The sequence below is a fragment of the Ancylobacter polymorphus genome (genome assembly GCF_030813495.1).
Taxonomy (GTDB): Bacteria; Pseudomonadota; Alphaproteobacteria; order Rhizobiales; family Xanthobacteraceae; genus Ancylobacter; species Ancylobacter polymorphus.
The window spans coordinates 436,170-461,226 of record NZ_JAUSUI010000005.1 but is presented as its reverse complement, the minus strand read 5'-3'; the positions used below and the strand labels follow the sequence as shown (position 1 = coordinate 461,226).

Below are 25,057 nucleotides of genomic sequence, written 5' to 3'. Positions count from 1 at the left end.
CATGGCGTCTTTTCTCTCTGGAATGCTTGGCCTCGATAGCGGGAAAGCCACGCAGAAGGCGGCGGGGCAGAACCTCACCGCGCTCGCAGGGCTGTGGAACCGTGGCACAAAATACATTGACCAGGGCGAGGCCAAAAGCGCCGACTATCTGGGGCAAGCCGCTGGCCAGTTTCAGCCGTGGCAGCAGACCGGCACCGCCGCGAACACAATGGTGGGCAATGCGCTTGGCTTGAACGGGGCAAGCGGGAACGCAGCCGCTACTTCCGCATTCCAGACCTCGCCGGGCTACGATTGGACGCTCAAGAACGCGCTTCAGGGCTCGGAGAGGGCGGCGTCGGCAAGCGGAATGCTTGCCAGCGGCAACACCCTAACCGCTTTGCAGGACCGCGCCTCGCAGGTCGCCAACCAGGAATATGGGTCTTGGTTTGATCGCCTGATGGGCGTGAGCACGCAGGGCCAGCAGGCGGCGGGCCAGACGGCGAACGCTCTGACCAACCTCGGCGGGCTTTACCAGAACACGACGGACCAGCGCCTTGGCCTCAACAACACGTTCACCTCTGGCCTGATCGGCGCGAACAACCAGTATGCGCAGGGTAAAGAGGCGCAGAATGCGGGCCTCGCCGGTATCGGATCTTCGCTCGGCGGCCTCGCGGGCAAATTCCTGGGGTTCTTGTGATGGCTGGTTTCCTCTCGGGTTTCGCCGATCAGCTCGGCAATCTGGTTGATGAGCGCCGCGCGGTTTCGGCCTATGAGCCGCTGTTGAACGCGGTGTACGGCGGCCAGCCTCAGCAGCAGAGCGGCGGGTTCCTGTCCAACCTGCTCGGCGGTGGGGCGCCTCGGCCGGCGCAGGCGGGCGGCGCTCAAGAAGCTCCCATGCCGGCGCAGGGTGGCATGGGTATGGCGCCGGGCATGGGTGGAGGAAGCCCTCAGATTGACCGGCAGGCTATCCTAGGGCTGTTGCAGCGGCCGGAGACGCGCGAGCAAGGTGTTGCTTTGCTGATGAATGGCGGCCGGCTCCCGCAGCCTCGCACCAACCTCCCCGCCGATGTGCAAGAATATCAGTTCGCTTTGCAACAGGGGTTCAAGGGGTCGTTTCTCGACTACCAGACCGCACTTAGGAAGGCGGGGGCTAGCAGCACCAGCGTCACGGTCAACCCTGCGGCGGGCGAAAACGCTTTCCAGAAGTCTTTTGGCGAGACGCAAGCCAAACGCTATAGCGGAATGATCGAACAAGGCGATCAGGCAAACGCTCTTTTGGGCGATGTCGCGGCGCTGCGGGAGCTTGGGCAGCAAATCCAGACAGGCACCGGGGCGCAGGCTATTGCCCGGCTTGGCCCCTACGCGGAAGCGCTCGGCATCAATATCCAAGGGCTTCCTGCCGCGCAGGCTTACGAGGCGGTTGTCTCGCGGATCGCTCCCAGACTGCGCGTGCCCGGTTCCGGCGCACAGTCCGATTTCGAATTGCAGCAGTTCATGCGCTCGCTGCCGAGCCTTGGCAATACGCCTGAAGGAAACGCGGTCATCGCGAACACGCTTGAAGGCGTGGCGCAGAACCAGCGTGCCGCCGCAGAGATCGCCCGCGCAGCCGGCATGGGAGAAATCACCCGGCAGGAAGCCGACCGCCGTTTGCAGGCGCTCCCTGACCCATTTACGGCGTGGCGCCAGCAGAACAACCGGAGCCCGGTGCAGGAAAGCGCCCCGCCGGCACAGCGGGCGCCAGCGGCCCCCGGCGCGGTTCCGCCCGGCGTTGATCCGCAAGTCTGGCAGTTCATGACCCCCGAGGAGCGCGCGCTGTGGAACTCTCTGTAGAGCAAAAGCGCGCGCTTGCGATGGCTTCGGCCCGCGCGCGAATGGCTAACGGCACGCAGCCGGAAGCCGCGCCCGAATGGTCCGGCTCGATCCTCCCGGTGAGCCGCGACGCGCAAGGCAATGTCAGCTTTGACAGCAATGCCGGCATCCTTGGTTCGATCAAGCGCGCGGTGACGCTTCCTGCGGAAGCGTATCGGGGCGAAGTCGACCCGATGAGCGAAGAGGGAATCCGGCGCGCGACGGAAATGGCGGGCGTGGTCACACCGGTCAACCCGGCTGTCCGGGCGGCTGATTATGCCATCCCTGGCGCTCGCAACGCGCTTGTCCCCGCCAAAAAGACGCGGGTTCCCACAGCAGAGGAGTTGAAGGCAGCAGGCAGCGCGGGTTATGATGCGGTTCGCGATATGGGCGTCGAATATTCGTCTGACGCGGTACGCGCGGCGGCCAAGGTTGCCAAGCAGGCTTTGGAACAGGACGGCATCCTCGGCAATCTTGCCCCGAAAACGCATCGGATCATTGATGAACTTGCCAATCCCCCGGAAGGGAGCACGGCCACCAGCGCAGGTATCGAAGCAGCCCGCCGGGCCTTTGGCAACGCCGCAAAGGACTTCAACAACCCGACTGAGCAGCTTGCGGCCAGCCGCGCTATCAATGTCCTTGATGGATTCGTTCAAGCATCTGATCCGTCAAGTGTTGTGGCTGGACCCGCTCCCGCCGCCGGAAAAGCCCTTGCGGATGCGCGCGCCAACTACGCCGCCGCCAAACGATCCGAAACCCTTACCGGAGTTGAAGAAGCCGCCGATCTACGAGCTGCTGCCGCCAATTCCGGCCAGAATATTGACAATGCCATCCGCTCCCGTCTCGCATCCCTTCTACTCAGTCCGAAGGGAAGCCGAGGCTTTACCCCTGCCGAACTCGCCGAAATCCGAAAAGTAGCCGAGGGCACCACGCTCCGCAACGCCGTCCGCAATACGGGGAACCTTCTCGGCGGCGGGGGCGGCCTAGGGGCTGTCGTTACGGGCGGCGCGCTTGGTGCGGGCGGCCTTGCCACAGGGTCGCCCGTGATGGCCGCTGCTGGCGCCCTGGCGCCTCTTGCCGGCGTCGCGGCTAAGCAGACAGGCAATGCTCTGACGCGCAGGGCTCTTATGAGGGCAGACGAGAACACCCGCATGCGCTCCCCGCTCTATGAGCAGCTTCTAGCGCAGGCGCAGACTTCCACAAACCCGGAAGCGTATGCCGCTCTCATACGTATCCTGACGCTTGTCGGCGGGGCGGAAGCTCAGCCGCAATAATCCTCTCTAGACGCCAGATCAGATCAAGCCGCCCCTCAACGGGCGGCTTTTTTCATGGAGCCGTGCATGCCCGGTCAATGGCAAATGTCCTTGCAGCCGTATCCCGACGCGGACGGGCGCCCGTTGAATGGGGCTCTGGCCTATTTCTACGAAGCGTCCACCAGCGATCCGAAGACGCCCTACGCCGAATTCTCGCTCGCCACGCCCCTGCCTAACCCCGTGGTGGCAGACTCCGGGTTCTGGCCTTCCGTATGGCTGGACGATAGCACAAGCGCGTTCTTCCGCGTCCGCATCACCGACTCGTCCGGTGTAACTCTTCGCGACCTGACCGTGTGCCAGATTTTCGGGGTGTCGTCAGGCGGGGAAACCCCCGCCGAGCCTATCGACGTTACCGGCGTTTTTCAAACTGGCGACACGAAAAACCGCTATGGCGATAGCGAGGTGACAGGTTGGCGCATCTGCAACGGCAAGTCCATCGGCAGCGCGACCTCAGGCGCGGATTATGCCAACTCCAATGCGCAGGCGTTGTTCGAGTACCTTTGGCAGGCCGATTCGACTCTTTCGGTGAGCGGAGGGCGCGGCGCGTCCGCATTGGCGGATTGGAGTGCCAACAAACGCCTGTCTCTTCCTGACTATCGCGGTTATGTGCTTGCTGGCCTTGACGACATGGGCGGCACTACGGCTGTTGGCCGGCTGGCGAGCCTTACCTCTCTCGGCACCCGCATCGGCTCTGCTACGCGCACGCTGGCGGCGAACAACATCCCGCAACTTAGCTTCACTACGGGAAGCGGCGGCGGCGCCACTATCGACTATGATGGCGCCACGTTCGCCACGATAGGCGGCGGCGGCCCGTTCGGTGCGGCGGTGGCATCGAAAAGCCTTACCGTCCCCGCCCATACGCATACCGGCACAGTGGGCGAGGCGTCCCCCACGTCCTTCTCGATCATCCCGCCGGCTGCCGGCGTCACGGTTCATATAAAGCTGTGACCTTTCCTTTCCCGATCATGCTCAACGGCAGGGCGTGGGGCAATTCAATCTGGACCGACTTCAAGGACCGTTGGAACGGCAACACGTACCTGGGCAGCTATTCCACCGGCTCTTTCATGTCCGATTGGACGTTTCTCGGCACAGCCGTAACCAATCAAGTGAGTGCCATTTCGGGGTCGATAAGCGGTCAGGCTTACGCGCACGCGGCGGCTCAATCAAGTGGTGTGCAGCATTACGCCGATTGGGGGGCTATCCCAAACACTACAAACTGCGATATTCTTGTCGGCGGTAGAGTTTTGTCAAGTGCACCCGCTCCCACTGACGGGTTTGGCCCGTTTTTGAGACGAAATGCAAACGGCCGAATGCACGCCATTTTGTCTGGGTCCAATACTTTCCCGCGAAGCCAAGTCACTCTTGTTTCGATTAACTTAACAAATATATACAACACTAGCTTTTCTTTCTCGTGGTCAACAAATACGTGGTATTGGCTAAGGGTAAACGCCAGCGGCGGGACTCTTAGAGCGAAACTGTGGGCGCGTGGAGCGGCAGAGCCATCCTCATGGGATGCAACATGGGCGCCATTTATCCCGCAAAACTCATCTGGCGATATCGGACTTATTTTAGGAGCTGGCGCCAACTCCTCACAACAAATCGACTTTTTCTCATTCTGCTCTGACGGCAATCCCGCATGGGGGCCGCTGTAGGATCGCCATGGCAAATCAGCGTATCATTCTGTACCGGAACACAAACGCCCCGGCGGTTGTGCTTACCTTCACGGGCGTAGATTTCACCGGCTATGAGGTCGAAATCGTCATCACCCCGGCGGGAAAAGCCGCGACAACGTTCTCAACCGTGGGCGGCGATATCACGGTTGAGGACGACACCGTGACGTGGCAGCAGGCGCAGGCTTTCGTCAACACGCTTCCCGTTGGTATTTCTGCCCGCGCCGACGTGTATCGCATCCTTGATGACTACCGCGAAAAGCTCGGCGCGTTTGATGTGCAGATCGGCGGTGTCGGGGATTTTTTTGAGCCGGGCACTTACACGATAGAGGTGCCCGGCGTCGCAGGACCGAAGGGAGACAAGGGCGACAAAGGCGATACGGGGGATACGGGCGACGTAACTCCCGAGGCTCAAGCCGCCCAAGCCGCTGCCGAAGCCGCTGCCGCACAAGCGGCGCTGTACGAAGGGGTGTGGCTAAACGACGTGGCGGCTGTGCTAGCCGACAGCAGCCTGACATATAGCACGGGCTCGCCGTCAAGCGTCACGGAAGGCAATTACGTCCGCACGCGCAAGGAAGGGATTAGCTATGCGGTCGCGGCGAGCGGCGCCACGGACGAGCATGTCTCGACAGCTGGAGGCGTCAAACTGTATGTCGTCCCTGGCCCGAAAGGGTACGATGTCCGAGCGTTCGGAGCGGCAGGGGACAACACTACTGACGACACCGCCGCTGTCCAGGGCGCAATAGATGCCGCCGGGTCCACGCTTCCCGGTCTGTCTGGGGTCTGGGCAAATCTTGCAGCTGTTAACGCGGCTGTTTACGTCCCTCAGGGGCGTTACAAGATAACAGCTCCTCTCGCCCCGAGCCATAATTTGATGATGCAGGGAGACGGCCTAGGCTCGCAATTCTGGTTTGATCCCGCAACTGCAAACGCAGACTTCATTCAGCCAGTAAACAATACGTTGCTTTATTCGGGTCTGCCCGGCTCAAACTCTGGACTTGTTTTTAAAGACTTTTATGTCACGGTCAGAGAGGATGGGGGCTCAACGACAGGCCGCAATGGCAGCAGTCTTCCAACGGTAAACAGCAATTCGAGGCATGCATTTAATCTAATTAACGGCGTTCTCGCGCGTTTTGACAATGTAACGGTGGTTAATTTTCACTACGGTACTGCATTCAGATTTTCGCGCGGGGTTGAGGAAGGTAGAACAGACCTTTGGGCTTATTATAATTCCCTTGTTGGATGTTACGCTCGCGATTGCCTATTGGCATTTAAGCCGACATCCGCGACTAACGCGGCGAATTGTTATTTTGGTCATTCAGTAAACTACCCAGCCCAGTCGCGCATGGCTGAGCATGAATATATGGTAGACTTCAACCGTGCCGCTGGTTGTTCGCTCACGGGCTCCGTAGAAGGATACGCCAGCATCGCCCTTATTCGCGATAACGGCCGGGGTCATGATCTTGGCGGTGTTTACCTTGAGTCGTTCCCACCGACGCCTCTAGCGGTTACAATCGGCCCGCTCGCAACGTCCGCTGTGTCCGTTTCCCACGGGGCAATGTCCTATGGTTATACCTACGCAAAGAGTGTCGAAAACCTTGTCGTCCGTAGTGGTTCTGACGCCGTAAACATAGGGCAAAACCTAGGATACGGTGACTGCCGAGAACTCGAAATATTCCATAGCGCGACGGGGCAATCGCCATCTTTTCGTGATGGCTTGCCGGGAAGGTCCCATTCTCCCACAGGCGGCACGATTTCTACATCGTCTACAAGCTTCGTCGGAGAAACCGCCATTGTACTGGCGAGGGGCACCGGGACAGCATCAACAGAAAACGGGTTCACCTACTCTTTTAAAATAACAGGCGGGATAAAGCTTGTTTCTAATATATGGGTTACGTGCCTAGTGAAGTTCGGAGGGGCGGAGTCTGTCTCAACCGTTGTCATCCGAAACCTGACACCCCCACAAAGCGCAAATTTCAAAAAGTTTGTTGAGTATCCGAACGGCTGGCAACTATGGGGGACTTACCTTACCCCAGGCGAAGACCAGACGTTTACGCTGCAAGTCAGGCAGCTTGTCGGCTCAACCGATTCAGCTGATACGGTAAGTATTACCGCCCTCCGCGCTTGGGTGAACGGGTTTGACCCTATTCTAGGCCCTTGGCAATGGCCGGAATACCGCACCGCCGCCCCGACAGAAGGCACGTGGCGACGCGGTGAAATTGTCTGGAACGCCCAGTCTAGTGCCGGAGGCGTTCCAGGGTGGCAATGCGTTACGGCGGGCACCCCCGGAACCTGGAAAGCAATGGCGGCGCTCGCCGCTTAGTAGGAGACCCCCATGGCTACCCTTCACGTTGAATTCGCCATCCCGGCGCTGCGCTCGTCCTATGCGTCAAGCATTCACGGGCGCTGTGTTTTCTATGAGGCCCTGACGATCTCGGCAACGCAGGCGAACGGTACATCGGCGACACCGCAGCAGGTTGGGAATAGCAACCTTGTCGCGCGCCTTTTTAGTGATACGGCATGTTTCATTGCAACCGGGTCGGCGGCCGATGCGACGGCGACCGCTGCCACGGGCACAACTTCTGCCAAGCGCTTCCTTCCGGCCGGCGGCGAAATCCCGCTTGAGCTTCAGGCTGGCGAGCGCGTGTCTGTGATTGCGGCCTGACCCTATGGGAACCTTTGGAACACTTAGGCTCGGCCTTGGGTTGCCCGGTGGGCGCCCTGGCGCTTATTACGAGCCCGAAGCCTCGGCCCTTTTTGCCCGGATGTCTGTGCAGCCGAGCGCTGCCAGAAAGGCATTGATAAGCGACACGATAAAGGCTCTTAAGACGGCAGGGGTCTGGGCAAAAGATGACGCACTGTATTTCACCGCAGCACACGATGCCCAGGCCGCGCTGCTTAACTGGATTTCTGACCAGTATAATCTCACCGTTGTCGGCTCACCGACCTTTACGGTTGATCGCGGTTATACGGGCAATGGCTCGTCGGCATATCTGCGGACAGGCTTCAATCCTGCGACGGCAGTTTCGCCTAAGTTCGCGCGCGACAGTTCTCATATTTCCGTGACCGACAGGACATCACGAGCAGCGGCTACGTCGGTAGAAATAGGCGCTATCGCCATATCCGGGCTTAACTTTTCAGCCGAACTCGCCACACGCTACACCGGCAACCTGACCCGCGCGCGCGTGACTAGCGGGGGCACATCGCCGCCGGCTTTCGCATCTTCTGACAGCGCCGGTCGCTTCATCGCTTCCCGAACCGGGGCGTCTCAAATCGACGCCTACCGAAATGGCGCGTCTATCGGAACATCTACCAATGCTTCTGCCGCACTCTTTAATTCTGAAATCTACATTCTAGCCGTAAACTTCAACGGCGCAGCGAGTTTCTCGTCTGACCAAATTGCGCAAGCAAGTATCGGTGGCGGCTTAACCAGCACAGAGGCCGCCGCCTTCGATGCGGCGGTGTCATCGTATCTTTCCGCAATCGGCGCATAGCCATCCCTTCCCATATGGAGACTGCCATGCCTCGCAAAATAAACGCCGAGGGGCTTCGGCTCATCAAACAATGGGAGGGCAAGGAGCTTGTCGCCTACCAAGACCCCGTTGGCATCTGGACGATAGGCTACGGTCACACCGACAATGCTGGCCCGCCTAAGGTCACGCCCGGCTTACGGATTACGGACGCGGAAGCCGACGAAATCCTAAAGCGCGATCTTGGCCAATACGAGGCGGCGGTTGCCCAAGCCGTCAGGGTAGAATTGTCCGACAACCAATTCGCGGCCCTGGTATCGTTCACCTACAATGTGGGGGCTGGAAACTTCCGCAAATCCACCCTGCTCAAGAAACTCAACGCCGGCAATTACGACGCGGTGCCGGGCGAACTGGCGAAATGGAACAAGGCTGGCGGGAAGGCGCTCCGGGGCCTGTCCAACCGCCGCGCCGCTGAGGCCGGCCTGTGGGCGCGTGGTGAGTACGTGGCCTCGCAGTATATTGAGCCTAAGCCGAAGCCGGCAGTCGCCAAGAGCACCGAAGGAAAGGGCGCTATCGCCACCGGAACCGGCATGGCCGGGACAGCGGCGACGGACGTTATCGCCGATCTCGCGCGCACCGGGGCGGAACAGATTTCTCCCCTGACGGAAGCCCTCGACATTGCCAAGTACGTCTTCCTTGCGCTCACTATCGCCGGCATCGCCTTCACCATCTATGGGGTGTGGAAGCGCTCGCGCTCTGATGCGGGGCTGGCGTGATGCTGGCGTTCATCCTTGGCCCCATCGGACGCTACCTGCTTATCGCGCTCGCCATCGTCGGCGCGGCGTTCTGGGCCATCAAACATTTTGAATCTGTCGGCGCTGAGAAAGAGCGCGCGCGTATTGAGAAGGTCAATCGTGATGCTGAAGACAAGGCTTCTGCCGCTCGCGCTGCTTCTGAGCGCGGCTCCGATTCTGGGGGCTTGCTCGAAAACGACGGTTGGCGCCGGGACTGAGTGCCGGATATTCCGGCCGATCACATGGGCTAGCGCCGACACTGACCCGACGAAGCGCCAAGTAAAGGCTCACAACGCCGCCGGCAAAGCGGCCTGTGGGTGGCGCTGATGGGGCTTCATGACGAGCTTGTCGGAATGATGCGCGACCTGATGCGCAAGCAGGACGATCTTTACGCCGAACTAGCCGAATTGAAGACCGCAGTGCATGTCGACGTTGCTGTCTCTGCCCAGCACCGCGACAAGAGCGAAGCTCGGTTCGATGCCATCGAAAAAACTTTGAACGAAGAAATTAAGCCCCAGACGGACGACTTCAAGCGGATGAAACAAATTGGCATCGGTTTTGCGGGAATGATAGCTCTAGGCGGCATGTCCGTGGGCGGGATGGTCGTTTATGCCGGCGACGTGGCGGTAAATTGGGTTCGGCATTGGCTGCGGATCAGCTGACCCGCGCCGCCTTTCACGAGCCGACCGGCCGCCTTTTGTTCGAAGGCCCCGGATGGTCAGGCATAGGCACGCCAGACGAATGGGAGGAGCGTGCCCGGCTCATCATGCGAGAGGTCAGGAAGCGCCGGCTAGAGGCTTATGAGGGCGAATGGCCAGCGGGGTTCCTCAGTCAGATTGCGGGGATTTAGGGCTGTTCTGTGCCATCTTCCGCGACTGCACCTCAGACGCGATAGCGTGCCATACCCACATAGGAGCGCCGCCCGTCCAGCCTAGCGCACGCGCATGGGCAAAGACCTCTTCTCGCCCCGCCTCTTCAATGTGAGCCTCTAGCTCAGCTCGCCTCTCGGCCTCTTCCGCCATGGCCATGACTTGGCACATCCGTCCCGTAGGTTCTGCCGGTGGCGTATAGCCGTCCAGTATGGCAGCGCGGATTTCCTGGAATTTCTCGCGCGTCATCTTCGCCATTTCGTCAAAGATTTGCATCCCTCACTCTCCCAACGCCTCCTCTGCCAGCTTGCGCATATCCTGCACCTTAGACGATCCTAGCGTGCCGTTGTCGGCGCGGTCTATGATGGCGCGGAGGGCGTATTCAAACTTGTGAGCCCTTATCCAGTTTGCTGCTGACTCTTCGCGGAGGGTCAGGGCTTCATCCAATGCCTCGGAATATTCCTGCAACGTCAGTTTGCGATGGATCGGGATATAGGCCATCCCTCACTCCTCTATGTCCGGTGCGGTGAAGCGGGAGGGCTCTTGATGCTCATCCCCGCGAGCAAATACGATCAGATCTCCATCGGCAATCTCTCGGCGGGCGCGAGTATCCCACCAGCGGTGAATGAAGTCAGGCCGCCCGAAAGCGCGAACGGCCGATGTGTACTCATCGCCCCGGAAGCCGACAAAGTGCAGGCATCGCCTCACTTGATCGCCCACCAATCGTAGCAGTCGCGGCACATCTCCCCGCCCGGCCCGCGCTTCGGGCAGGCGGCCGGGCACCCTGGCTGTATCAGCCAGCGCAAGAGGCGGCGGAGGAGGTTAAGCATTGCTCTCCTCCTTGGCTATGAGGGCGGACACCACACGCTCCCAAGCATCTCGCGTCGCGGCGTTCGGGAAATAGCGCCAAGCTGCCGGGGCGTTTGCGGGGCTGACATTGTTCCATGCGCAGATCGCGGCAAAGGCCGCATCAGAGCGCGGGAATTGCCGGGCCGCTTCGGTGAAGCCGGCCAAGCGCAGGTCTTCGTCGAGAACAGTCGGGGCCTCAGTCATGGGAGGGCTCCCCGGTCTTGAGGGCCCCGCGCTGGAAAAGGGCGCATCTGAGCAACGCGTCCGTTAACCGACCAATCTCCTTCGCCCCGGCCTCTACCTGCCCCTTGTAGGCTTCGCAGCGTTCTTCGGCCTTGGTCGCCCGCTCGCGCTCGGCTTCTAGCTGGGTGGTGAGGGAGGCGAGTGAGGTTTGTGCGTCAACGGCGCAATCTCGCGGAGGCAGGGGGACAGCGCCGGCTTTCTCAGCGGTCGCGCGACAACGCTCCAATGCCGAGCGGTCCCACCCTTTAAACCGGGGCCCCTCCATTGTTGGATCATAGAGTGCGCATCCACGCCACTCGGTTACTTCTGTAATAAGCGCTTCGCTAACAGGCGAAACCCTCTCCAAAAGATATCGAATAGCATCAGCCGCTTCGCCCATAAGAAGACGCTCGCTCGTATCCGTCCCAAAAGGAGGGTTGAGTAGTCGCTTAATCAGTCTAGCCCATTGCGGGCCTGACTTTACCTCCCCCTCACTCATGGCCGGCCTCCGAGAGAGCGGTGCGGCCGGTGGGCTCTAGAGCATCAGAGATTCGCTCAAGCCAATTCGCCCAAGCGCGGTCCATGCCGTCGTCTTCGCCGTCGCAGGGGCCATCGTCCTCGTCATAGTACTCGTCAAAGCAATATCCCCAGCGCCAACCCTGGCCCGGCTCATAGCTAACTTTGTAAGTGCCGAATGGGGTACCCGCGCGCAGGTAGATGCTCCCGTCATCGTGGCTTGAGCAAACCCATACCAGCGGCTTAATGCGGTACTGTTCTTCCCGCGCTCCTGGCGCGGACGGGGTGAGGTGGTCAGTCATGGCGGGGGTCTCCGCGAAGCGCGGAACGCGCGATATCCACAACATCGCCCGGCGCGTGGCTGGCGCAGGAAGCGATCAGCCGGAGCGCGGTATCCCGTACCTCAAGCCGCTCAAGTAGGGCCTGCGCCGCCTCTTCAAAACCTACGAGGTACACACTCGCGACGGATGGCGAGAGCCCGGTGGCGTCGCATTTGATGTGCTGGCGCAGGATCGCAACGATTTCCGATTCAGTCATGAGCCGATCCCAATCATTGGGGGTTCCGTTGGGGAGAGGGGCCAAAAAACGCTTTACAATCAGCCCCGATGTTACGGGCCTGTTCACGGTTTTTCGGCCTACCCTCGGTAAAACGCACGTCGTTGATTCCGCTTGTATTTCGTCAATTTCGGACGAGATGTGCGATTTCGGGCCGGACGGTCTTTCCAATGGCCGCTCGCCCGACCGGCTCGACGCGCTGGTCTGGGCCGTCACCGCGCTGGCGCTCGGGCCCCGCGCCACGGCGCCACGGGTGCGGCGGGTGTGAGGGATTTCGCCAAGTTCGGCGGCATCCCGGACGGCGGCAGGCCGATCCGGGATCGTTGGCCCGCCGGCGCGCCATCCCGGCTCTGCGGCTTCGCCTTCGGCCGGGATGACGCCTCTTTTCAACCGGAGCCCCTTCATGAAGCTCTTTCCCTTCCCGTTCGGTCGCCGGGCGGTTCCGCCCGAGGCGAAAGCCTCGCGCAGCCAGGCGCTGGTGGCGCTGCTCGCCGGCCACCGGCCGCAATGGACGCCGCGCGACTATGGCGCGCTCGCCCGCGAGGGCTATCAGCGCAACGCCATCGCCTATCGCTGCGTGCGGCTGATCGCGCAGGGGGTGGGCGAATTGCGCCCGCTGCTGAGCGAGGACGGGCGCGAGAGCGCCGCCCATCCGCTGCTCGACCTGCTGGCGCAGCCGAATGCGCGCCTTGCCGGGCCGGGGCTGATGGAGGCGCTCGCCGCGCATCTGCTGCTGGCCGGCAATGCCTATGTCGAGGCGGTGAGCCTCGGCGGCGCGCCGCGCGAACTCCATGTGCTGCGCCCGGACCGCATGCGCGTCGTGCCCGGTCCGGACGGTTGGGCGCAGGCCTATGACTACACGGCGGGAGGACGCTCCGTGCGCTTCGTGCAGGAGGGGGTGCCGCCGCCCATCCTGCATGTGGCGCTGTTCAACCCGCTCGACGATCATTACGGCGCCCCGCCGCTGGAGGCGGCGCAGATGGCGCTTGACCTGCACAATGCCGCCGGCGCCTGGAACAAGGCGCTGCTCGACAATGCCGCGCGCCCCTCCGGCGCGCTGATCTATGGCGGGGCGGGCAATCTCTCCGACGAGCAGTTCGACCGGCTGAAGGAGGAACTGGAGGCGAATTTCTCCGGCAGCGGCAATGCCGGAAGGCCGCTGCTGCTGGAGGGCGGGCTCGACTGGCGCCCGCTCTCGCTCACCCCGCACGACATGGATTTCCTGGAGGCGAAGAACGCCGCCGCGCGCGAGATCGCGCTCGCCTTCGGCGTGCCGCCGATGCTGCTCGGCATTCCCGGCGACGCCACCTATGCCAATTACGCCGAGGCCAACCGTGCGCTGTGGCGCCAGACCATCCTGCCGATGGGGCGCCGGCTGCTGCACGAGCTCAGCCTCTGGCTCGGCCCCACCTATGGGCCGGGCCGGCTGGTGCTGGAGCCCGACCTCGACGCCATCGAGGTGCTGCATGGCGAGCGCGAGGCGCTGTGGCGCCGGGTGAACGAGGCGAGCTTCCTCACCGACGACGAAAAGCGCCAGGCGGTGGGCTACGGGGTGCGGGGATAAGTATGCAACTCAAAGCAATAGGCAATATTCAGCTTTTCCTTGGCGACGCGATCGAGGTCCTTAAGGGGCTGCCCGCCGCTTCGGCAGGCTCCATCCTGACCGACCCGCCTTACTCCAGCGCGAATGCGCTCCGCGCAAACCGCGACGTGTCGACGAGCCGAAAATACTCATTCCGTCAAGGCAAGTATCCCGAATTCGATGGAGACAGTCGCGATCAGCGTTCCTATCTCGCTTGGTGTAACTTATGGCTGAGTGAGGCGCGGAGGAAGGTTCCGGCTTCGGCCCTCTGTTGCGTTTTTTCGGACTGGCGTCAGTTGCCAATAACAACTGATGCCATTCAGGCAGCAGGATGGGTCTGGCGGGGCATCGTCCCTTGGGACAAGACTGAATGTGCCAGACCTCAGCGAGGAAGATATCGCAATCAAGCCGAGTACGTGATTTGGGCAACGAATGGAACTCGACGCTTGGTGGGAGCCACAGCGCCAGGGGTCTTTCGCTGCCGCCCCCCTACTGACAGGCTCCATATGGCAGGGAAGCCGGTAGAACTCATGTGCAATCTACTCCAAATAATGGAAGGTCCGATCATTGATCCATTTATGGGATCAGGTACTGTTGGCGTCGCGTGCTTGAAGATGGGTTTGCCATACATCGGCATCGAGTCTAATAAGATATATTTTGATATTGCCTACAATAGAATTAAAAATATATCGAAAGAAAATTAAAATTTACTAATAAAATCTCGGTTATGTAAGAAACTATTTTAGAATATGGAATTAAATTTGTTACTTCGTGTATTTATTCGGTCTTAAGATTGCATTTTTCTTTGCGTCCGGCTATGCGCATGCGTGATGCATGTCTCTGCACCGCCGGTTCAGAGGCGTGGCGTTATTCGGCTACCGTAGATGGATGGCGATAAAGCGCGTGAGGTGCGCCTCAAGCTCGGCCACAGCCTCAAGCTCGGCCACACCCTCTGGCTCGGCCCCGCCTATGGGCCGGGCCGGCTGGTGCTGGAGCCCGACCTCGACGCCATCGAGGTGCTGCATGGCGAGCGCGAGGCACTGTGGCGCCGGGTGAACGAGGCGAGCTTCCTCACCGACGACGAAAAGCGCCAGGCGGTGGGCTACGGGGTGCGGGAGTGAGGGGCCTCACCCTCTACCCGCCACACCGCCCTCATGGCCGGGCTTGACCCGGCCACCCAGACTTCACCGCCGCACCTGAGGGACAGCCGGGTCCCCGGGTCAAGCCCGGGATGAGGGGGCGCGCGGGGTCGATTTCCGATGGTGCGCCCGCTTTGGCGCGCGATCCCGGCTCTGCGCTTCGCTTCGGCCGGGATGGCGGCGCTGGGGCCGCATGACCGCGAGCGGCCCATGTGCCGAGGAGAACCCGATGCAGCCGCTCATCACCGCTTTCGCCGCCAAGGCCGACATCGCCCATCTCGCTTTGCTGATGTGGGCGCTGGGCGCCTCGGTGCTCGCCGCCGTCGCGCTGCGGGAATTGGGCCGCGCGGTGCGCCGTTTCGACGATTTCGTGCGCGAGATCGCGCGCTTCAACGCCCTGTTGGGAGATGAGACATGAGTTCGACGCCGCGCATCCGGGCCTTCCTGCCCGGCCGCTTCAACGGGTTCGGCCCCCGCCTGCCGGCACCCGACCGCGCCGGCCAGGCGCCGCAGGTGTTTCGCCAGTTCGGCCGCACGCTCGGCAAGCTGGAACGCGCCGCCGCCACGCGCCGGGCAGGCGCGGCCGACGCCGGAAAAGGGGAGGGCGCATGAGCGGCTTCCTTGTCCATGTGCCGTCTCCCCGCGGCGCCCGGCCGCTGCAGACCAAGGCCGAAACCGGCCCCTTTGCGGGCGCGCTGGCGAACATCGCCCCCGATGGAGGCTTCGAGGGCTATGCGGCGGTGTTCGGCCGGGTCGATCTTGGCCGCGACCTGATCCTGCCCGGCGCATTTTCCCGCTCACTGGCCGAGCGCGGCGCGGGCGGGGTGCGCCTGCTGTTCCAGCACGACCCGGCCGAGCCGATCGGAAGCTGGCTGAGCCTCGCCGAGGATTCGGTCGGGCTTTATGTGAAGGGCCAGCTCACGCTGGATGTGGCCCGCGCCCGCGAGGTGCTGGCGCTGATGCGCGCCGGCGCGATTGACGGGCTCTCCATCGGCTTCCGCACGGTGGAGGGCCGCACCGATCCGCGCACAAGGGTGCGCCGGCTCTCGCGCATCGATCTGTGGGAGGTGTCGATCGTCACCTTCCCGATGCAGCCGGATGCGCGCATCGCCTCGGTGAAGCGGGCCGGCGACACGCTCGCGGGCACCATCCGCCGCGGCGCCCGCCGCCTGCGCGGCCAGCCCGGGCTGAGGCCGGTGCTGGCGTAAGGGTCTGGCCGTTAGGGGCTGCGTGCTTCGAGGCCGGGCTGCGGCCGGCACCCCAGCATGACGAGGCGTCTGCAACACGGGCGCCGTCATCCTGAGGTGCGAGCGAAGCGAGCCTCGAAGGATGGTCGCCCGCAACGCCGGGACCCAGCGAAGGGGTCTCGGCCGCAGAGTTTCCCGCTGGGCCCCGGATCGGCGCCGCGCGGCGCGCGGCTGGTCCGGGGAACGGGGGATTCCGCAAGCCTCGATTCCCTCCGTCATCCCGGACGGTCCGCAGGACCGACCCGGGATCGCTAACCCCTCTCACGATCCCGGCTCTCCGGCTGCGCCTGCGGCCGGGATGACGACGCTTCTTTTGAACAGGACATGAGCCACATGGAACCCAGCATGCCCGCACTGGAATGCAAATCCGCCCTTGAATGCAAGTCCGCCGGCCCGGAAGTCTCGGCCGCCTTCGAGGAGTTCATGAGCGCCTTCGAGGCGTTCAAGGACGCCAACGACCAGCGGCTCGGCGCGCTGGAGCGGCGCGGCGGCGATATCGTCGCCGACGACAGGGTGGCGCGCATCAATGCCGCGCTCGACGCGCAGAAGGCGCTGATCGACGAGCTGGTGCTGAAAGCCCGCCGGCCGGCGCTGGGCGGGGGCGGCGACCTGGTGGCCGACCTCGCCGCGCGCGAGCACAAGGCGGCGTTCGATTCCTATGTCCGCACCGGCGAGGCGGCGGGGCTGAAGCGGCTGGAGGCCAAGGCGCTTTCCGCCGGGGTGGGCGCGGATGGCGGCTACACCGTGCCGAACGAGACCGAGCGCGAGATCGGCCGCCGGCTCACGGCGCTCTCGCCGATCCGCGCCATCGCCGATGTGCGGGTGATTTCCGCCGGCACCTACAAGAAGCCGTTCATGACCTCCGGCCCGGCGGTGGGCTGGGTGGCGGAAACCGGCGCGCGCGGCCAGACCGCCAGCCCGGTGCTGGACGAGATCGCCTTTCCCGCCATGGAACTCTACGCCATGCCGGCGGCGACGCAGACTCTGCTCGACGATTCGGCTGTCAATATCGACGAATGGCTCGCCATCGAGGTGGAGGCCGCCTTCGCCGCGCAGGAAGGCACGGCCTTCGTGACCGGCGACGGGGTGGGCAAGCCGAAGGGCTTCCTCGCCTATGACACGGTGGCGGAAAACGCCTGGGCCTGGGGCAAGCTCGGCTTCCTCGCCACCGGCGCCGCCGGCGATTTCCCCGCCGCCAGCCCCTCCGACCCGCTGGTCGACCTCGTCTATGCGGTGAAGGCCGGCTACCGGCAGAACGGCGCCTTCCTGATGAGCCGGCGCACGCAGGGCGCGGTGCGCAAGCTGAAGGACGAGAACGGCCAGTATCTGTGGGCCCCGCCCAGCGGGCCGGGCGCGCCGCCCAGCCTGATGGGCTTTCCCGTGCATGAGGCGGAGGAAATGCCGGGCATCGGCGCGGGCAGTCTCTCCATCGCCTTCGGCGATTTCCGCCGCGGCTATCTCGTGGTCGACCGCGCCGGGGTGCGGGTGCTGCGCGACCCCTATTCCGCCAAGCCCTATGTGCTGTTCTACACCACCAAGCGGGTCGGCGGCGGGGTGCAGGATTTCGACGCCATCAAGCTGCTGAAATTCGCCGCCTGAGCGGTCGGGCACAAAAAAGGGGCGCCCGGTGAGGGGCGCCCCAAGGGAGACGGTCAGTCTCGGGAAGTTGGTCCGGCACGCTCAGTGGGTCGAACGGGCGTTGGCCTCGACCGACTGGTTGATATAGCCGTCGGAAACGGTCGGCAGCGTGACAGTGGCGTTGCGACCTTCGACGACCGGCTGCGCGGTCTGGCTCTGCACCTGCGGGGCCGGGTGGGTGCCATAGATGGTGGCGTCACGGCCGGCGGCCTGGGCGCCCACAGCGCCGAGAGTGGCGAAGGCAACAGCGGCGATGAGGATCTTGTTCATGGTCGATACTCCTTGAAAAGCGGCCGGCGCGCGCTCACCTGGGGGCGCCGGCCTTACGGGTAAGCGGGAGATCAGTTGGTCGAGCGGGCGTTCGCCTCGACCGCCTGCTTGATGTAGGCGTCGGAGGTGGCGGGCACCGCGACCGCAGCGTTGCGGCCCTCGACGACCGGGGCGGCGGCTTCCGCCTGCACGGCGGTGGCGCGCTCATAGGTGCTGGCGTCGCGGCCATCGGCGGCCTGGGCGCCCACGGCGCCGAGGGTGGCGAAGGCGACGGCGGCGATGAGGATCTTGTTCATTTTGCTCTTCTCCGAAGTGTGGGTGGGCGGCCCGTGTCGGCCGCGCCGTTCATGAGAAGAAGCTAGTTCCGGCATTGGCGCATGGCCAGTTGCGATAAGGCGCCGATAAGATTGCGCCAGTGCAATAAAAACTGCGTGTTTGGCTCTGGCAGAGGCGCGCCGGCGTGCCTAAGGGCGCAAGCGATAAGATCGTACGCGATCCTAATCGCTAGCGACCGATCCCCCGCAGCGTGGCGTCGATCCAGGCGCGCTGCGGGCCGATGAGCGTGGCGCCGGTGACGCCGCCGCAGCCGCGCGCCCCGCCCGCCGCCGTCGACCAGCCGATAATGCCGGCGACCACGCCGTCGATCAGCACCGGGCCGCCGCTGTCGCCGGTGCAGCCGCCCTTGGCGGCGCCGTCGGACAGGCGGACCATGATGCCGCCCGTCGTGCCGATGCTGGGCAGGGTGACGGCGCGCAGCGTGCCGGCGCTCTTGCCGTCGCCGTCCTTGGTCACGCCATAGCCGGCGAGGGTGAAGGCGGTGCGCTTGGGCGGCAGCGCCACCTCGCGGCTGAGCGCGGCGGGGCGGAAGGGGGCGGGCAGCGGCTCGGCCAGCCGCACCAGAGCGAGGTCCGGCGTCGGGCGGCGCGTTTCGAACGAGTTCGGGTCGAAGGACGGATGCACCGCCTTCCGGTCGATCGGGATGAGGCGCGGCGTGCCGGCCTCGAACACCACCACCGCATAGTCCGCCGCCGGCTCGACGCAATGGGCGGCGGTGAGCAGCACGCTTGGCCCCAGCACCACGCCGGTGCAGGTGGCCCCGCGCGTCGACACGATCATCGCCGTCTCCGCCGCCAGCGTCGGGTCCGCCGGCCCGCCGCCGACAATGGCGCGGGCGGGAGTGGCGAGAGCGAGAGCGGCGAGGACGGCGGAGATGAGGAAGCGCATCGGCTCGTTCCAGACAAGGGCGCGCCGTTGTGGCGGTGCCCGGCCGCAACGTCAATCGCGAACCCCCTTCACCCAGAGAGGCACCATGCCCGCGATCCTTCTCGCCGGGCCCACGGTCGAGCCGCTGACGCTCGCCGAGGCCAAGACCTATCTGCGCGTCGACCATGGCGCCGAGGACGCGCTGATCGCCTCGCTCATCACCGCCGCGCGGGCGACCGTCGAGGCGCTGACGCGGCGTGTGCTGATCGAGCAGAGCTGGCGGCTCATGCGCGATGCCTGGCCCGCTTCCGGCCTGATCCCGGTGCCGGCGAACCCGCTCAAAGCGCTCACCGCCGCCCGCCTCATCGCCGCCGATGGCACCGAAACGGCGCTGCCGCTCGACGCCTTCACGCTCGACACGGCGCGGCTGCCGGGGCTGATCCGGGTCGCGCGGGGGGGCGTGCCCAACCCGACGCGCCCGCTCGCCGGCATCGCGCTCGACATCACCGCCGGCCATGGGCCGAACGCGGACCATGTGCCCTCGCCGCTGATCGAGGCCGTGCGGGTGGTTCTTGCCCATTTCTACGAGCACCGCGATGTCGCCGGGGCCGGTGCGGCCTTTCCCGCCCGGCTCGACGCGCTGGTGGCGCCGTTCCGGGTGGCGCGGCTATGAGCGGCATCGGGGGCCTGCGGCACCGGCTGGTGCAGGAAACGCCGGTGGAGATGCCGGATGGCATGGGCGGCGTCACCCGCAGCTTCCTCGCCGTCGACAGTCTGTGGGGCGCGATCGCGACGCGGGGCGCGGCGGCGGACATTGCCGACCGGCCCGGCGCGGTGCTCGCCCACACCGTCACGCTGCGCGCGCCCGCCACGGTTCAGCCGGGCGACCGGCTGCGGCTCGGCGCCCGCCGCTTCCTTGTCGAGGCGGTGAGCGACCCGGACGGGCGCGGGCGCTTTCTCATCTGCGATTGCCGGGAGGAGACGCCATGAAGTTCGCAACGCGCCTGCGCGGGCTGGAGGCGCTGCGCCGCCGGCTGGCGCAACTGATGCCCGCCGCTGCGGTGGGAAGGCGGCGATGAGCGGGGGGATGGCGCCGGCGGTGGCGCTGCGCCGGGCGATCCACGCTGCGCTTGCCACGGACGCGGTGCTGACCGCCGCGCTCGGCGAAGGCCGCATCCATGACCTGCCCCCGGCCAGCCCGGCCTTTCCCTATGTGACGCTGGGCGAGGCGCAGGTGAGCGACGGGTCCACCGCCACCGAGGCGGGGGCCGAGCACCGGCTGAACCTCGCCTGCTGGTCGCGCCAGGGCGGGCATGCCGAGGCGCACCAGCTGGCGCATCTGGTGCAGCAGGCATTGCACGATGCGCCGCTCGTCCTCGACGGGCACGTGCTGGTCAATCTGCGGTTCACCTCGGCGGACATCCGCCGCGAGCCGGGCGGGCGCACCTATCGCGCGCTGCTGCGCTTCCGCGCGGTGACCGAGCCGGCGTGACGGGGCGCCGGCAGCATTTGTACACAAGTGATTCTGCCGACTCAGGAATCCGCGCCGGGTTGAATCGGAATGTGAGAAGGCGGGCGGCATGGGCGCCGTCCCGGCCGCGCCGGGCGTGAAAATCGGATTGTGTTTTTGGCAAAGCCGCGAAGAAAGCCGCGCAAACGATTCAGACGACTCACGAATCCGCCTGAAGTTGAATCAGAACATGAAGTCACTTGGCGGCGTTTGCGGATTCAAGATGCGAAGTCATCGCGACCTCATCCGCAGTCCTGAATGGGGGTGAGTGTAGTTCCCAAGGGTTAACCATCTCTGAATACCGTCAAACATACGTAATCGCAAGCAAAGGAGCGGCCTATGGCGGCGCAGAAGGGCAAGGACCTTCTCCTGAAGATCCATGACGGCACGGCCTTCGTCACCGTGGCGGGGCTGCGTTCGCGGCAGATCGCCTTCAATGCCGAGGCAGTGGACGTGACCCATGCCGAGAGCGCCGGGCGCTGGCGCGAGCTGCTCGCTGGCGCCGGGGTGAAGCGGGCCTCGGTGGCGGGCTCCGGCGTGTTCAAGGATGGCGCGTCGGACGCGCTGATCCGCCAGAGCTTCTTCGACGGCACGCTGCGCAGCGCGCAGATCGTGGTGCCGGATTTCGGCACGCTGGCCGGGCCGTTCCAGATCACGAGCCTGGAATTCGCCGGCGAGCACGACCGCGAGGTGACGTTCGACATCGCGCTGGAAAGCGCGGGGGAGATCACCTTCGCCGCGCTGTGAGGGGCGTCCCCCATCTCCCTCAGGACGGGGCTTGACCCGGCCACCCAGACCTCGACCGGCGCAGGGGCCGGCTGGGGTCCCGGGTCAAGCCCGGGGATGAGGGGCGGGTTTTCGCGTCAGCTTCAGCCCTCAGGAAGGAGCACACATGGCCAACCGCCATCGCGGCGAGATTTCCGCCGAACTCGACGGGCGCCGGCGCACGCTGGTGCTCACCCTCGGCGCGCTGGCCGAGCTGGAGGACGCTTTCGGCGCCGAGGATCTGGTGGCGCTCACCGGGCGCTTCGCCCAGGGGCGCCTCGCCGCGCGCGACGCCATCCGCCTGATCGCCGCCGGGCTGCGCGGGGCGGGGGAGACCGTCACCGAGGCGGAGGTGGCGCGCATGACCACGCCGGGCGGGGCGGCGGGCTTCGCGCGGATCGTCGGCGCGCTGATCGCCGCCACCTTTGGCGGCGACGGGGAGGGGGAACGCACCTCCCGCCCTTTGCCCGATCCTCCGGAGGCGGGGGGATAGGCGCCCCGTCTCGCCCCGACGGGGAGGGCGTCCCGCCCTTTCCCGGGGAGGGCGTCCCGCCCTTCCCCTGGGCGGAGGCGATGGCGTTTGGCTTCGGCCGGCTGCGCCTGTCGCCACCTGCCTTCTGGCGGATGACGCCGCGCGAACTCGCCGCCGCGCTGCGCGCCTTTGCCGGGCCGGCGCGGGCGCCGCTCGACCGCGCCGGCCTCGCCGCGCTGATGGCGCGGTTCCCGGACTGAGGGGGCGCCGTCTCGCCGCGCGTGCCCTCATCCCCGGGCGTGACCCGGGCCCCCCCGCGCAGCCCGCCCGATCCCGGCGCCAGGTCGGGGTGGCCGGGTCAAGCCCGGCCCTGAGGGTGCGAGGAGGCCAAACGGGCCCTCATCCCCGGGCGTGACCCGGGGACCCAGCGCAGCCCGTCCGATCCCGGCGCCAAGTCGGGGTGGCCGGGTCAAGCCCGGTCCTGAGGGCGCGAGGGGCCGACGCGGCGCCTGCGCCTGCGCTGGGCCGGGACACGGAAGCATTTCACACAGGAGGGCAGGATGGCCGCGGACGACATGGATGTGTTCGACGAGGGGCTGACGGTCGATATCCGTGCCGATACCAGCGCCTTCCAGCGCGAGATCGCGGAAGCCGAGCGGCTGGCGCGCGGCTTCGGCCGGGCGGTGGGCGACGCGCTGACCGGCGCCACCTTGAAGGGCCGCGAGGCCGACGATGTGCTGCGCTCGCTGGCCGGCCGGCTGTCCTCGCTGGCGCTCGACATCGCCTTCAAGCCGCTGGAGCAGGGCGTTTCCGGCCTGCTGCAAGGGGCGCTCGGCGGCGCGCTTGGCGGTCTTTCGGGCTTCGCCAAGGGGGCGGCGTTCGAGCACGGCGGCGTCACCCCCTTCGCCCGCGGCGGGGTGGTGGCGGCGCCGACCTATTTCCCCATGGCCGGCAATGGGCTCGGGCTGATGGGCGAGCGCGGGGCGGAGGCGATTTTGCCGCTGGCGCGCGGGGCCGATGGCCGGCTCGGCGTCGCCGCACAGGGCGGCGGGCGCGCCACGCAGGTGACGGTGAATGTCACCACCCCCGATCCGGGCGCCTTCCGCCGCTCCGACGCCTATCTCGCCGGCCTGATCGCCCGCGCCGTGGCGCGCGGGGAAAGGAGCCTGTAGATGCCCGGCTTTCACGAAGCGCTCTTTCCGCTCGACATCGCGCTCGGCGCAGCGGGCGGGCCGGAGCGGGCGACGGAAATCGTCACCACGCTTACCGGCCGCGAGGAGCGCAACACGCGGCTCGCCCATTCCCGCCGGCGCTGGGATGCCGGCTATGGCGTCACCTCGCTGGCGCAGCTCTCCAGCGTCGTCGCCTTTTTCGAGGAGCGGCGCGGGCGGCTGTTCGGCTTTCGCTGGCGCGACCGGCTCGACCATGCCTCCGGCGCGCCGGGGGCGGCGGTGACGCCGCTCGATCAGCTGCTGGGCAGCGGCACCGGGGCGCGCGCGCAGTTTCCGCTGGTGAAGACCTATGGCGGGGCGCATGCGCCCTATCAGCGCCCCATCGCCAAGCCGGTCGCCGGCTCGGTGCGGGTGGCGGTGAACGGGGCGGAGCGGGTGGCGGGCACGCATTTCACCCTCGACGCGGCGGCCGGGCTCATCACCTTCCTGCCCGGCCATGTGCCGGCGCTGGGAGCCAATGTCACCGCCGGCTTCCTGTTCGACGTGCCGGTGCGCTTCGACACGGATTTTCTCGAAGTGAACCTCTCCGCCTTCGAGGCGGGGGCGATCCCGCGCATTCCCATTGTGGAGATACGGCCGTGAGGGAACTGCCCGAAGGCCTCGCCGCGTCGCTCGCGGGCGGGGTGACGACGCTGGCGCGCTGCTGGCGGATCACACGCCGCGACGGCGCGGTGATCGCGCTCACCGAGCATGACGAGGACCTCACCGTCGACGGCACGCTGTTTCGTGCCGCCGCCGGCGTTTCCGGCAGCGAGGATGCGGCGGCGCAGGGCTTTGCGGTGGGCGGCGGCGAGATGGCGGCGGCGCTGACCTCGGAGCTGATCGACGACGCCGATCTCGACGCCGGGCGCTATGACGGGGCGGGGATCGAGCTGATCCTCGCCGACTGGTCGGCGCCGGCGAGCTTCCTGCTGCTGCGCCGGGCGCATCTGGGCGAGGTGCGGCGCAGCGAGGGAAGCTTCACCGCCGAACTGCGCGGCCTCTCATCCGCGCTGAATGTGGTGCGCGGGCGGCTGTTCACCGCCGGCTGCGACGCCGATCTGGGCGATGGCCGCTGCCGGATCGCGCTGGCCGCGCCGGCGTTCGCCGGCCATGGCACGGTGGGCGCGGCGGAGGCGCCGGGGCTGATCGTGGCGGAAGGGCTCGGCGCCTATGCGGCCGGCTGGTTCACGCAGGGACGGCTCGTCGTCACCAGCGGCGCCGCTGCCGGCTTCGCCACCGAGGTGAAGGCGCACAGCGTGAGCGCCAGCGCGGTGCGGCTGGAACTGTGGCAGCGCCCGCCGGCCGTGCTGGCCCCTGGCGATGGCTTCACCGTCACCGCCGGCTGCGACAAGAGCTTCGCCACCTGCCGCGACCGCTTTGCCAACACGCTGAATTTTCGCGGCTTTCCGCATATGCCGGGCAATGACGCGGTGCTGCGGGTGGCGACGCCGGGGAGGCCGTGATGGGCGAGGGGGATGTGCGCGCACAGGCGATTGCCGAGGCGCGGGAATGGATCGGCACGCCCTATCTCCACCGCGCCTCGCTGAAGGGGCAGGGCGCGGACTGCCTCGGCCTCATTCGCGGCGTGTGGCGGGCCGTGCTGGGGCCGGAGCCGCAGGACCTGCCGGCCTATGCGCCGGACTGGGCGGAAGCAACGAAGGCCGAACAGATGGCAGAGGCGGCAGGGCGCCACATGCGCGCCGTGAAGCTGGAGGCGATCGCCCCCGGCGATGTGCTGCTGTTCCGCTGGCGCGAGGGCTTTCCCGCCAAGCACGCGGCGCTGCTGGTGACGCCCGAACGGATGGTGCACGCCCATGACGGGGCGGCGGTGGCGGAGGTGTTCCTCGCCCCCTGGTGGCGCCGCCGGCTGGCCTTCGCCTTCGCCTTTCCCGGCGTGTGAGGGCCGGGGCCCGCACCCTCATGGCCGGGTCA

At 65.6% G+C, this 25,057-nt stretch carries 35 protein-coding genes and 2 pseudogenes; 29 read left to right on the top strand and 8 right to left on the bottom strand.

Features of this window, described 5'->3' with window-relative positions:
* Window position 1: 1 nt before the first annotated feature.
* The 10 genes from J2S75_RS14100 to J2S75_RS14055 all read left to right on the top strand — a co-directional run bounded on the left by J2S75_RS14100 (window position 2) and on the right by J2S75_RS14055 (window position 9,736).
* The gene (locus J2S75_RS14100; protein ID WP_307020502.1) at window positions 2-676 is read left to right on the top strand and encodes a hypothetical protein; all 675 of its coding nucleotides are present in this window, start codon (window positions 2-4) and stop codon (window positions 674-676) included.
* A complete protein-coding gene (locus J2S75_RS14095) occupies window positions 676-1,809 on the top strand; it encodes a hypothetical protein (protein ID WP_307020501.1) in 1,134 nt (377 codons plus the stop codon). The genes J2S75_RS14100 and J2S75_RS14095 overlap by 1 nt, the downstream gene beginning before the upstream one ends.
* On the top strand, window positions 1,794-3,101 hold the full coding sequence (locus J2S75_RS14090; RefSeq protein WP_307020500.1) for a hypothetical protein: 1,308 nt from the start codon (window positions 1,794-1,796) through the stop codon (window positions 3,099-3,101). Before J2S75_RS14095 ends, J2S75_RS14090 begins: the two co-directional genes overlap by 16 nt.
* Window positions 3,102-3,167: 66 nt before the next feature.
* Window positions 3,168-4,088 (top strand): hypothetical protein, encoded by a 921-nt coding sequence (locus J2S75_RS14085; protein ID WP_307020499.1) that lies wholly within the window; start codon window positions 3,168-3,170, stop codon window positions 4,086-4,088.
* A gap of 711 nt (window positions 4,089-4,799) precedes the next feature.
* The gene (locus J2S75_RS14080) at window positions 4,800-7,133 is read left to right on the top strand and encodes a glycosyl hydrolase family 28-related protein (protein ID WP_307020498.1); all 2,334 of its coding nucleotides are present in this window, start codon (window positions 4,800-4,802) and stop codon (window positions 7,131-7,133) included.
* 12 nt (window positions 7,134-7,145) lie between these two features.
* Complete coding sequence (locus tag J2S75_RS14075; protein WP_307020497.1) at window positions 7,146-7,475, top strand: hypothetical protein; 330 nt, start codon at window positions 7,146-7,148, stop codon at window positions 7,473-7,475.
* A gap of 133 nt (window positions 7,476-7,608) precedes the next feature.
* Window positions 7,609-8,304 carry a hypothetical protein gene (locus J2S75_RS14070; RefSeq protein WP_307020496.1) on the top strand — a complete coding sequence of 232 codons (696 nt, stop codon included), beginning with the start codon at window positions 7,609-7,611 and terminating at the stop codon, window positions 8,302-8,304.
* A gap of 26 nt (window positions 8,305-8,330) precedes the next feature.
* Window positions 8,331-9,056 (top strand): lysozyme, encoded by a 726-nt coding sequence (locus tag J2S75_RS14065; protein WP_370874131.1) that lies wholly within the window; start codon window positions 8,331-8,333, stop codon window positions 9,054-9,056.
* A complete protein-coding gene (locus J2S75_RS14060; RefSeq protein WP_307020494.1) occupies window positions 9,056-9,292 on the top strand; it encodes a hypothetical protein in 237 nt (78 codons plus the stop codon). Before J2S75_RS14065 ends, J2S75_RS14060 begins: the two co-directional genes overlap by 1 nt.
* 108 nt (window positions 9,293-9,400) lie before the next feature.
* On the top strand, window positions 9,401-9,736 hold the full coding sequence (locus tag J2S75_RS14055; protein ID WP_307020493.1) for a hypothetical protein: 336 nt from the start codon (window positions 9,401-9,403) through the stop codon (window positions 9,734-9,736).
* Between the two features lie 165 nt (window positions 9,737-9,901).
* On the opposite strand, the gene J2S75_RS14050 is transcribed toward J2S75_RS14055, so the two are convergent.
* From J2S75_RS14050 to J2S75_RS14030, 5 genes are all read right to left on the bottom strand, one after another.
* Complete coding sequence (locus J2S75_RS14050) at window positions 9,902-10,219, bottom strand: hypothetical protein (protein ID WP_307020492.1); 318 nt, start codon at window positions 10,217-10,219, stop codon at window positions 9,902-9,904.
* A gap of 3 nt (window positions 10,220-10,222) precedes the next feature.
* Window positions 10,223-10,444 carry a hypothetical protein gene (locus J2S75_RS14045; RefSeq protein WP_307020491.1) on the bottom strand — a complete coding sequence of 74 codons (222 nt, stop codon included), beginning with the start codon at window positions 10,442-10,444 and terminating at the stop codon, window positions 10,223-10,225.
* Window positions 10,445-10,765: 321 nt separating this feature from the next.
* Window positions 10,766-10,996 carry a hypothetical protein gene (locus J2S75_RS14040; RefSeq protein ID WP_307020490.1) on the bottom strand — a complete coding sequence of 77 codons (231 nt, stop codon included), beginning with the start codon at window positions 10,994-10,996 and terminating at the stop codon, window positions 10,766-10,768.
* Window positions 10,997-11,505: 509 nt separating this feature from the next.
* On the bottom strand, window positions 11,506-11,832 hold the full coding sequence (locus tag J2S75_RS14035; RefSeq protein ID WP_307020489.1) for a hypothetical protein: 327 nt from the start codon (window positions 11,830-11,832) through the stop codon (window positions 11,506-11,508).
* Window positions 11,825-12,067 (bottom strand): hypothetical protein, encoded by a 243-nt coding sequence (locus J2S75_RS14030; RefSeq protein WP_307020488.1) that lies wholly within the window; start codon window positions 12,065-12,067, stop codon window positions 11,825-11,827. Before J2S75_RS14030 ends, J2S75_RS14035 begins: the two co-directional genes overlap by 8 nt.
* A gap of 148 nt (window positions 12,068-12,215) precedes the next feature.
* On the opposite strand from J2S75_RS14030, the pseudogene J2S75_RS14025 reads away from it, so the two are divergent.
* The 8 genes and pseudogenes from J2S75_RS14025 to J2S75_RS13990 form a co-directional block, all read left to right on the top strand.
* Window positions 12,216-12,353: pseudogene (locus J2S75_RS14025) on the top strand (ATP-binding protein); the annotation flags it as partial.
* A gap of 135 nt (window positions 12,354-12,488) precedes the next feature.
* Window positions 12,489-13,649, top strand: coding sequence for a phage portal protein (locus J2S75_RS14020; protein ID WP_370874130.1), 1,161 nt, complete (start codon window positions 12,489-12,491; stop codon window positions 13,647-13,649).
* Between the two features lie 2 nt (window positions 13,650-13,651).
* Window positions 13,652-14,371, top strand: coding sequence for a DNA-methyltransferase (locus J2S75_RS14015; protein ID WP_307020486.1), 720 nt, complete (start codon window positions 13,652-13,654; stop codon window positions 14,369-14,371).
* Window positions 14,372-14,620: 249 nt separating this feature from the next.
* Window positions 14,621-14,788: pseudogene (locus J2S75_RS14010) on the top strand (phage portal protein); the annotation flags it as partial.
* 247 nt (window positions 14,789-15,035) lie between these two features.
* Window positions 15,036-15,224, top strand: coding sequence for a hypothetical protein (locus J2S75_RS14005; protein WP_307020485.1), 189 nt, complete (start codon window positions 15,036-15,038; stop codon window positions 15,222-15,224).
* Window positions 15,221-15,418, top strand: a complete 198-nt coding sequence (locus tag J2S75_RS14000) for a hypothetical protein (protein WP_307020484.1) — start codon at window positions 15,221-15,223, stop codon at window positions 15,416-15,418. The genes J2S75_RS14005 and J2S75_RS14000 overlap by 4 nt, the downstream gene beginning before the upstream one ends.
* Window positions 15,415-16,014 (top strand): HK97 family phage prohead protease, encoded by a 600-nt coding sequence (locus J2S75_RS13995; protein WP_307020483.1) that lies wholly within the window; start codon window positions 15,415-15,417, stop codon window positions 16,012-16,014. Before J2S75_RS14000 ends, J2S75_RS13995 begins: the two co-directional genes overlap by 4 nt.
* A gap of 372 nt (window positions 16,015-16,386) precedes the next feature.
* Window positions 16,387-17,652 carry a phage major capsid protein gene (locus tag J2S75_RS13990; protein ID WP_307020482.1) on the top strand — a complete coding sequence of 422 codons (1,266 nt, stop codon included), beginning with the start codon at window positions 16,387-16,389 and terminating at the stop codon, window positions 17,650-17,652.
* Window positions 17,653-17,733: 81 nt separating this feature from the next.
* Here the strand turns inward: J2S75_RS13990 and J2S75_RS13985 are convergent, their stop codons facing one another.
* From J2S75_RS13985 to J2S75_RS13975, 3 genes are all read right to left on the bottom strand, one after another.
* On the bottom strand, window positions 17,734-17,961 hold the full coding sequence (locus J2S75_RS13985; RefSeq protein ID WP_307020481.1) for a hypothetical protein: 228 nt from the start codon (window positions 17,959-17,961) through the stop codon (window positions 17,734-17,736).
* Window positions 17,962-18,032: 71 nt separating this feature from the next.
* Window positions 18,033-18,257 carry a hypothetical protein gene (locus tag J2S75_RS13980; protein ID WP_307020480.1) on the bottom strand — a complete coding sequence of 75 codons (225 nt, stop codon included), beginning with the start codon at window positions 18,255-18,257 and terminating at the stop codon, window positions 18,033-18,035.
* Window positions 18,258-18,465: 208 nt separating this feature from the next.
* Window positions 18,466-19,185 carry a S1 family peptidase gene (locus J2S75_RS13975; RefSeq protein ID WP_307020479.1) on the bottom strand — a complete coding sequence of 240 codons (720 nt, stop codon included), beginning with the start codon at window positions 19,183-19,185 and terminating at the stop codon, window positions 18,466-18,468.
* Between the two features lie 85 nt (window positions 19,186-19,270).
* Here J2S75_RS13975 and J2S75_RS13970 point away from each other — a divergent pair, with 85 nt between their 5' ends.
* The 11 genes from J2S75_RS13970 (at window position 19,271) to J2S75_RS13920 (ending at window position 25,025) form a co-directional block, all read left to right on the top strand.
* Window positions 19,271-19,837, top strand: coding sequence for a head-tail connector protein (locus J2S75_RS13970; protein WP_307020478.1), 567 nt, complete (start codon window positions 19,271-19,273; stop codon window positions 19,835-19,837).
* Window positions 19,834-20,154, top strand: coding sequence for a head-tail adaptor protein (locus tag J2S75_RS13965; RefSeq protein WP_307020477.1), 321 nt, complete (start codon window positions 19,834-19,836; stop codon window positions 20,152-20,154). Before J2S75_RS13970 ends, J2S75_RS13965 begins: the two co-directional genes overlap by 4 nt.
* A 97-nt stretch (window positions 20,155-20,251) precedes the next feature.
* The gene (locus tag J2S75_RS13960; RefSeq protein ID WP_370874143.1) at window positions 20,252-20,656 is read left to right on the top strand and encodes a DUF3168 domain-containing protein; all 405 of its coding nucleotides are present in this window, start codon (window positions 20,252-20,254) and stop codon (window positions 20,654-20,656) included.
* Window positions 20,657-20,744: 88 nt separating this feature from the next.
* Window positions 20,745-20,942 (top strand): hypothetical protein, encoded by a 198-nt coding sequence (locus J2S75_RS13955; RefSeq protein WP_307020475.1) that lies wholly within the window; start codon window positions 20,745-20,747, stop codon window positions 20,940-20,942.
* A 71-nt stretch (window positions 20,943-21,013) separates the two neighbouring features.
* Window positions 21,014-21,421, top strand: coding sequence for a phage major tail protein, TP901-1 family (locus J2S75_RS13950; RefSeq protein ID WP_307020474.1), 408 nt, complete (start codon window positions 21,014-21,016; stop codon window positions 21,419-21,421).
* A gap of 145 nt (window positions 21,422-21,566) precedes the next feature.
* Complete coding sequence (locus J2S75_RS13945; protein ID WP_307020473.1) at window positions 21,567-21,932, top strand: gene transfer agent family protein; 366 nt, start codon at window positions 21,567-21,569, stop codon at window positions 21,930-21,932.
* Complete coding sequence (locus tag J2S75_RS13940) at window positions 21,929-22,171, top strand: rcc01693 family protein (RefSeq protein ID WP_370874142.1); 243 nt, start codon at window positions 21,929-21,931, stop codon at window positions 22,169-22,171. The genes J2S75_RS13945 and J2S75_RS13940 overlap by 4 nt, the downstream gene beginning before the upstream one ends.
* 300 nt (window positions 22,172-22,471) lie before the next feature.
* Window positions 22,472-23,083 carry a phage tail tape measure protein gene (locus J2S75_RS13935; protein ID WP_307020472.1) on the top strand — a complete coding sequence of 204 codons (612 nt, stop codon included), beginning with the start codon at window positions 22,472-22,474 and terminating at the stop codon, window positions 23,081-23,083.
* Entirely contained in the window at window positions 23,084-23,725 is a 642-nt protein-coding gene (locus J2S75_RS13930; protein WP_307020471.1) for a DUF2460 domain-containing protein, read from the top strand.
* The gene (locus tag J2S75_RS13925) at window positions 23,722-24,588 is read left to right on the top strand and encodes a phage/gene transfer agent baseplate hub protein (RefSeq protein WP_307020470.1); all 867 of its coding nucleotides are present in this window, start codon (window positions 23,722-23,724) and stop codon (window positions 24,586-24,588) included. Before J2S75_RS13930 ends, J2S75_RS13925 begins: the two co-directional genes overlap by 4 nt.
* Window positions 24,588-25,025 (top strand): NlpC/P60 family protein, encoded by a 438-nt coding sequence (locus tag J2S75_RS13920; RefSeq protein WP_307020469.1) that lies wholly within the window; start codon window positions 24,588-24,590, stop codon window positions 25,023-25,025. The genes J2S75_RS13925 and J2S75_RS13920 overlap by 1 nt, the downstream gene beginning before the upstream one ends.
* Window positions 25,026-25,057 lie beyond the last annotated feature (32 nt).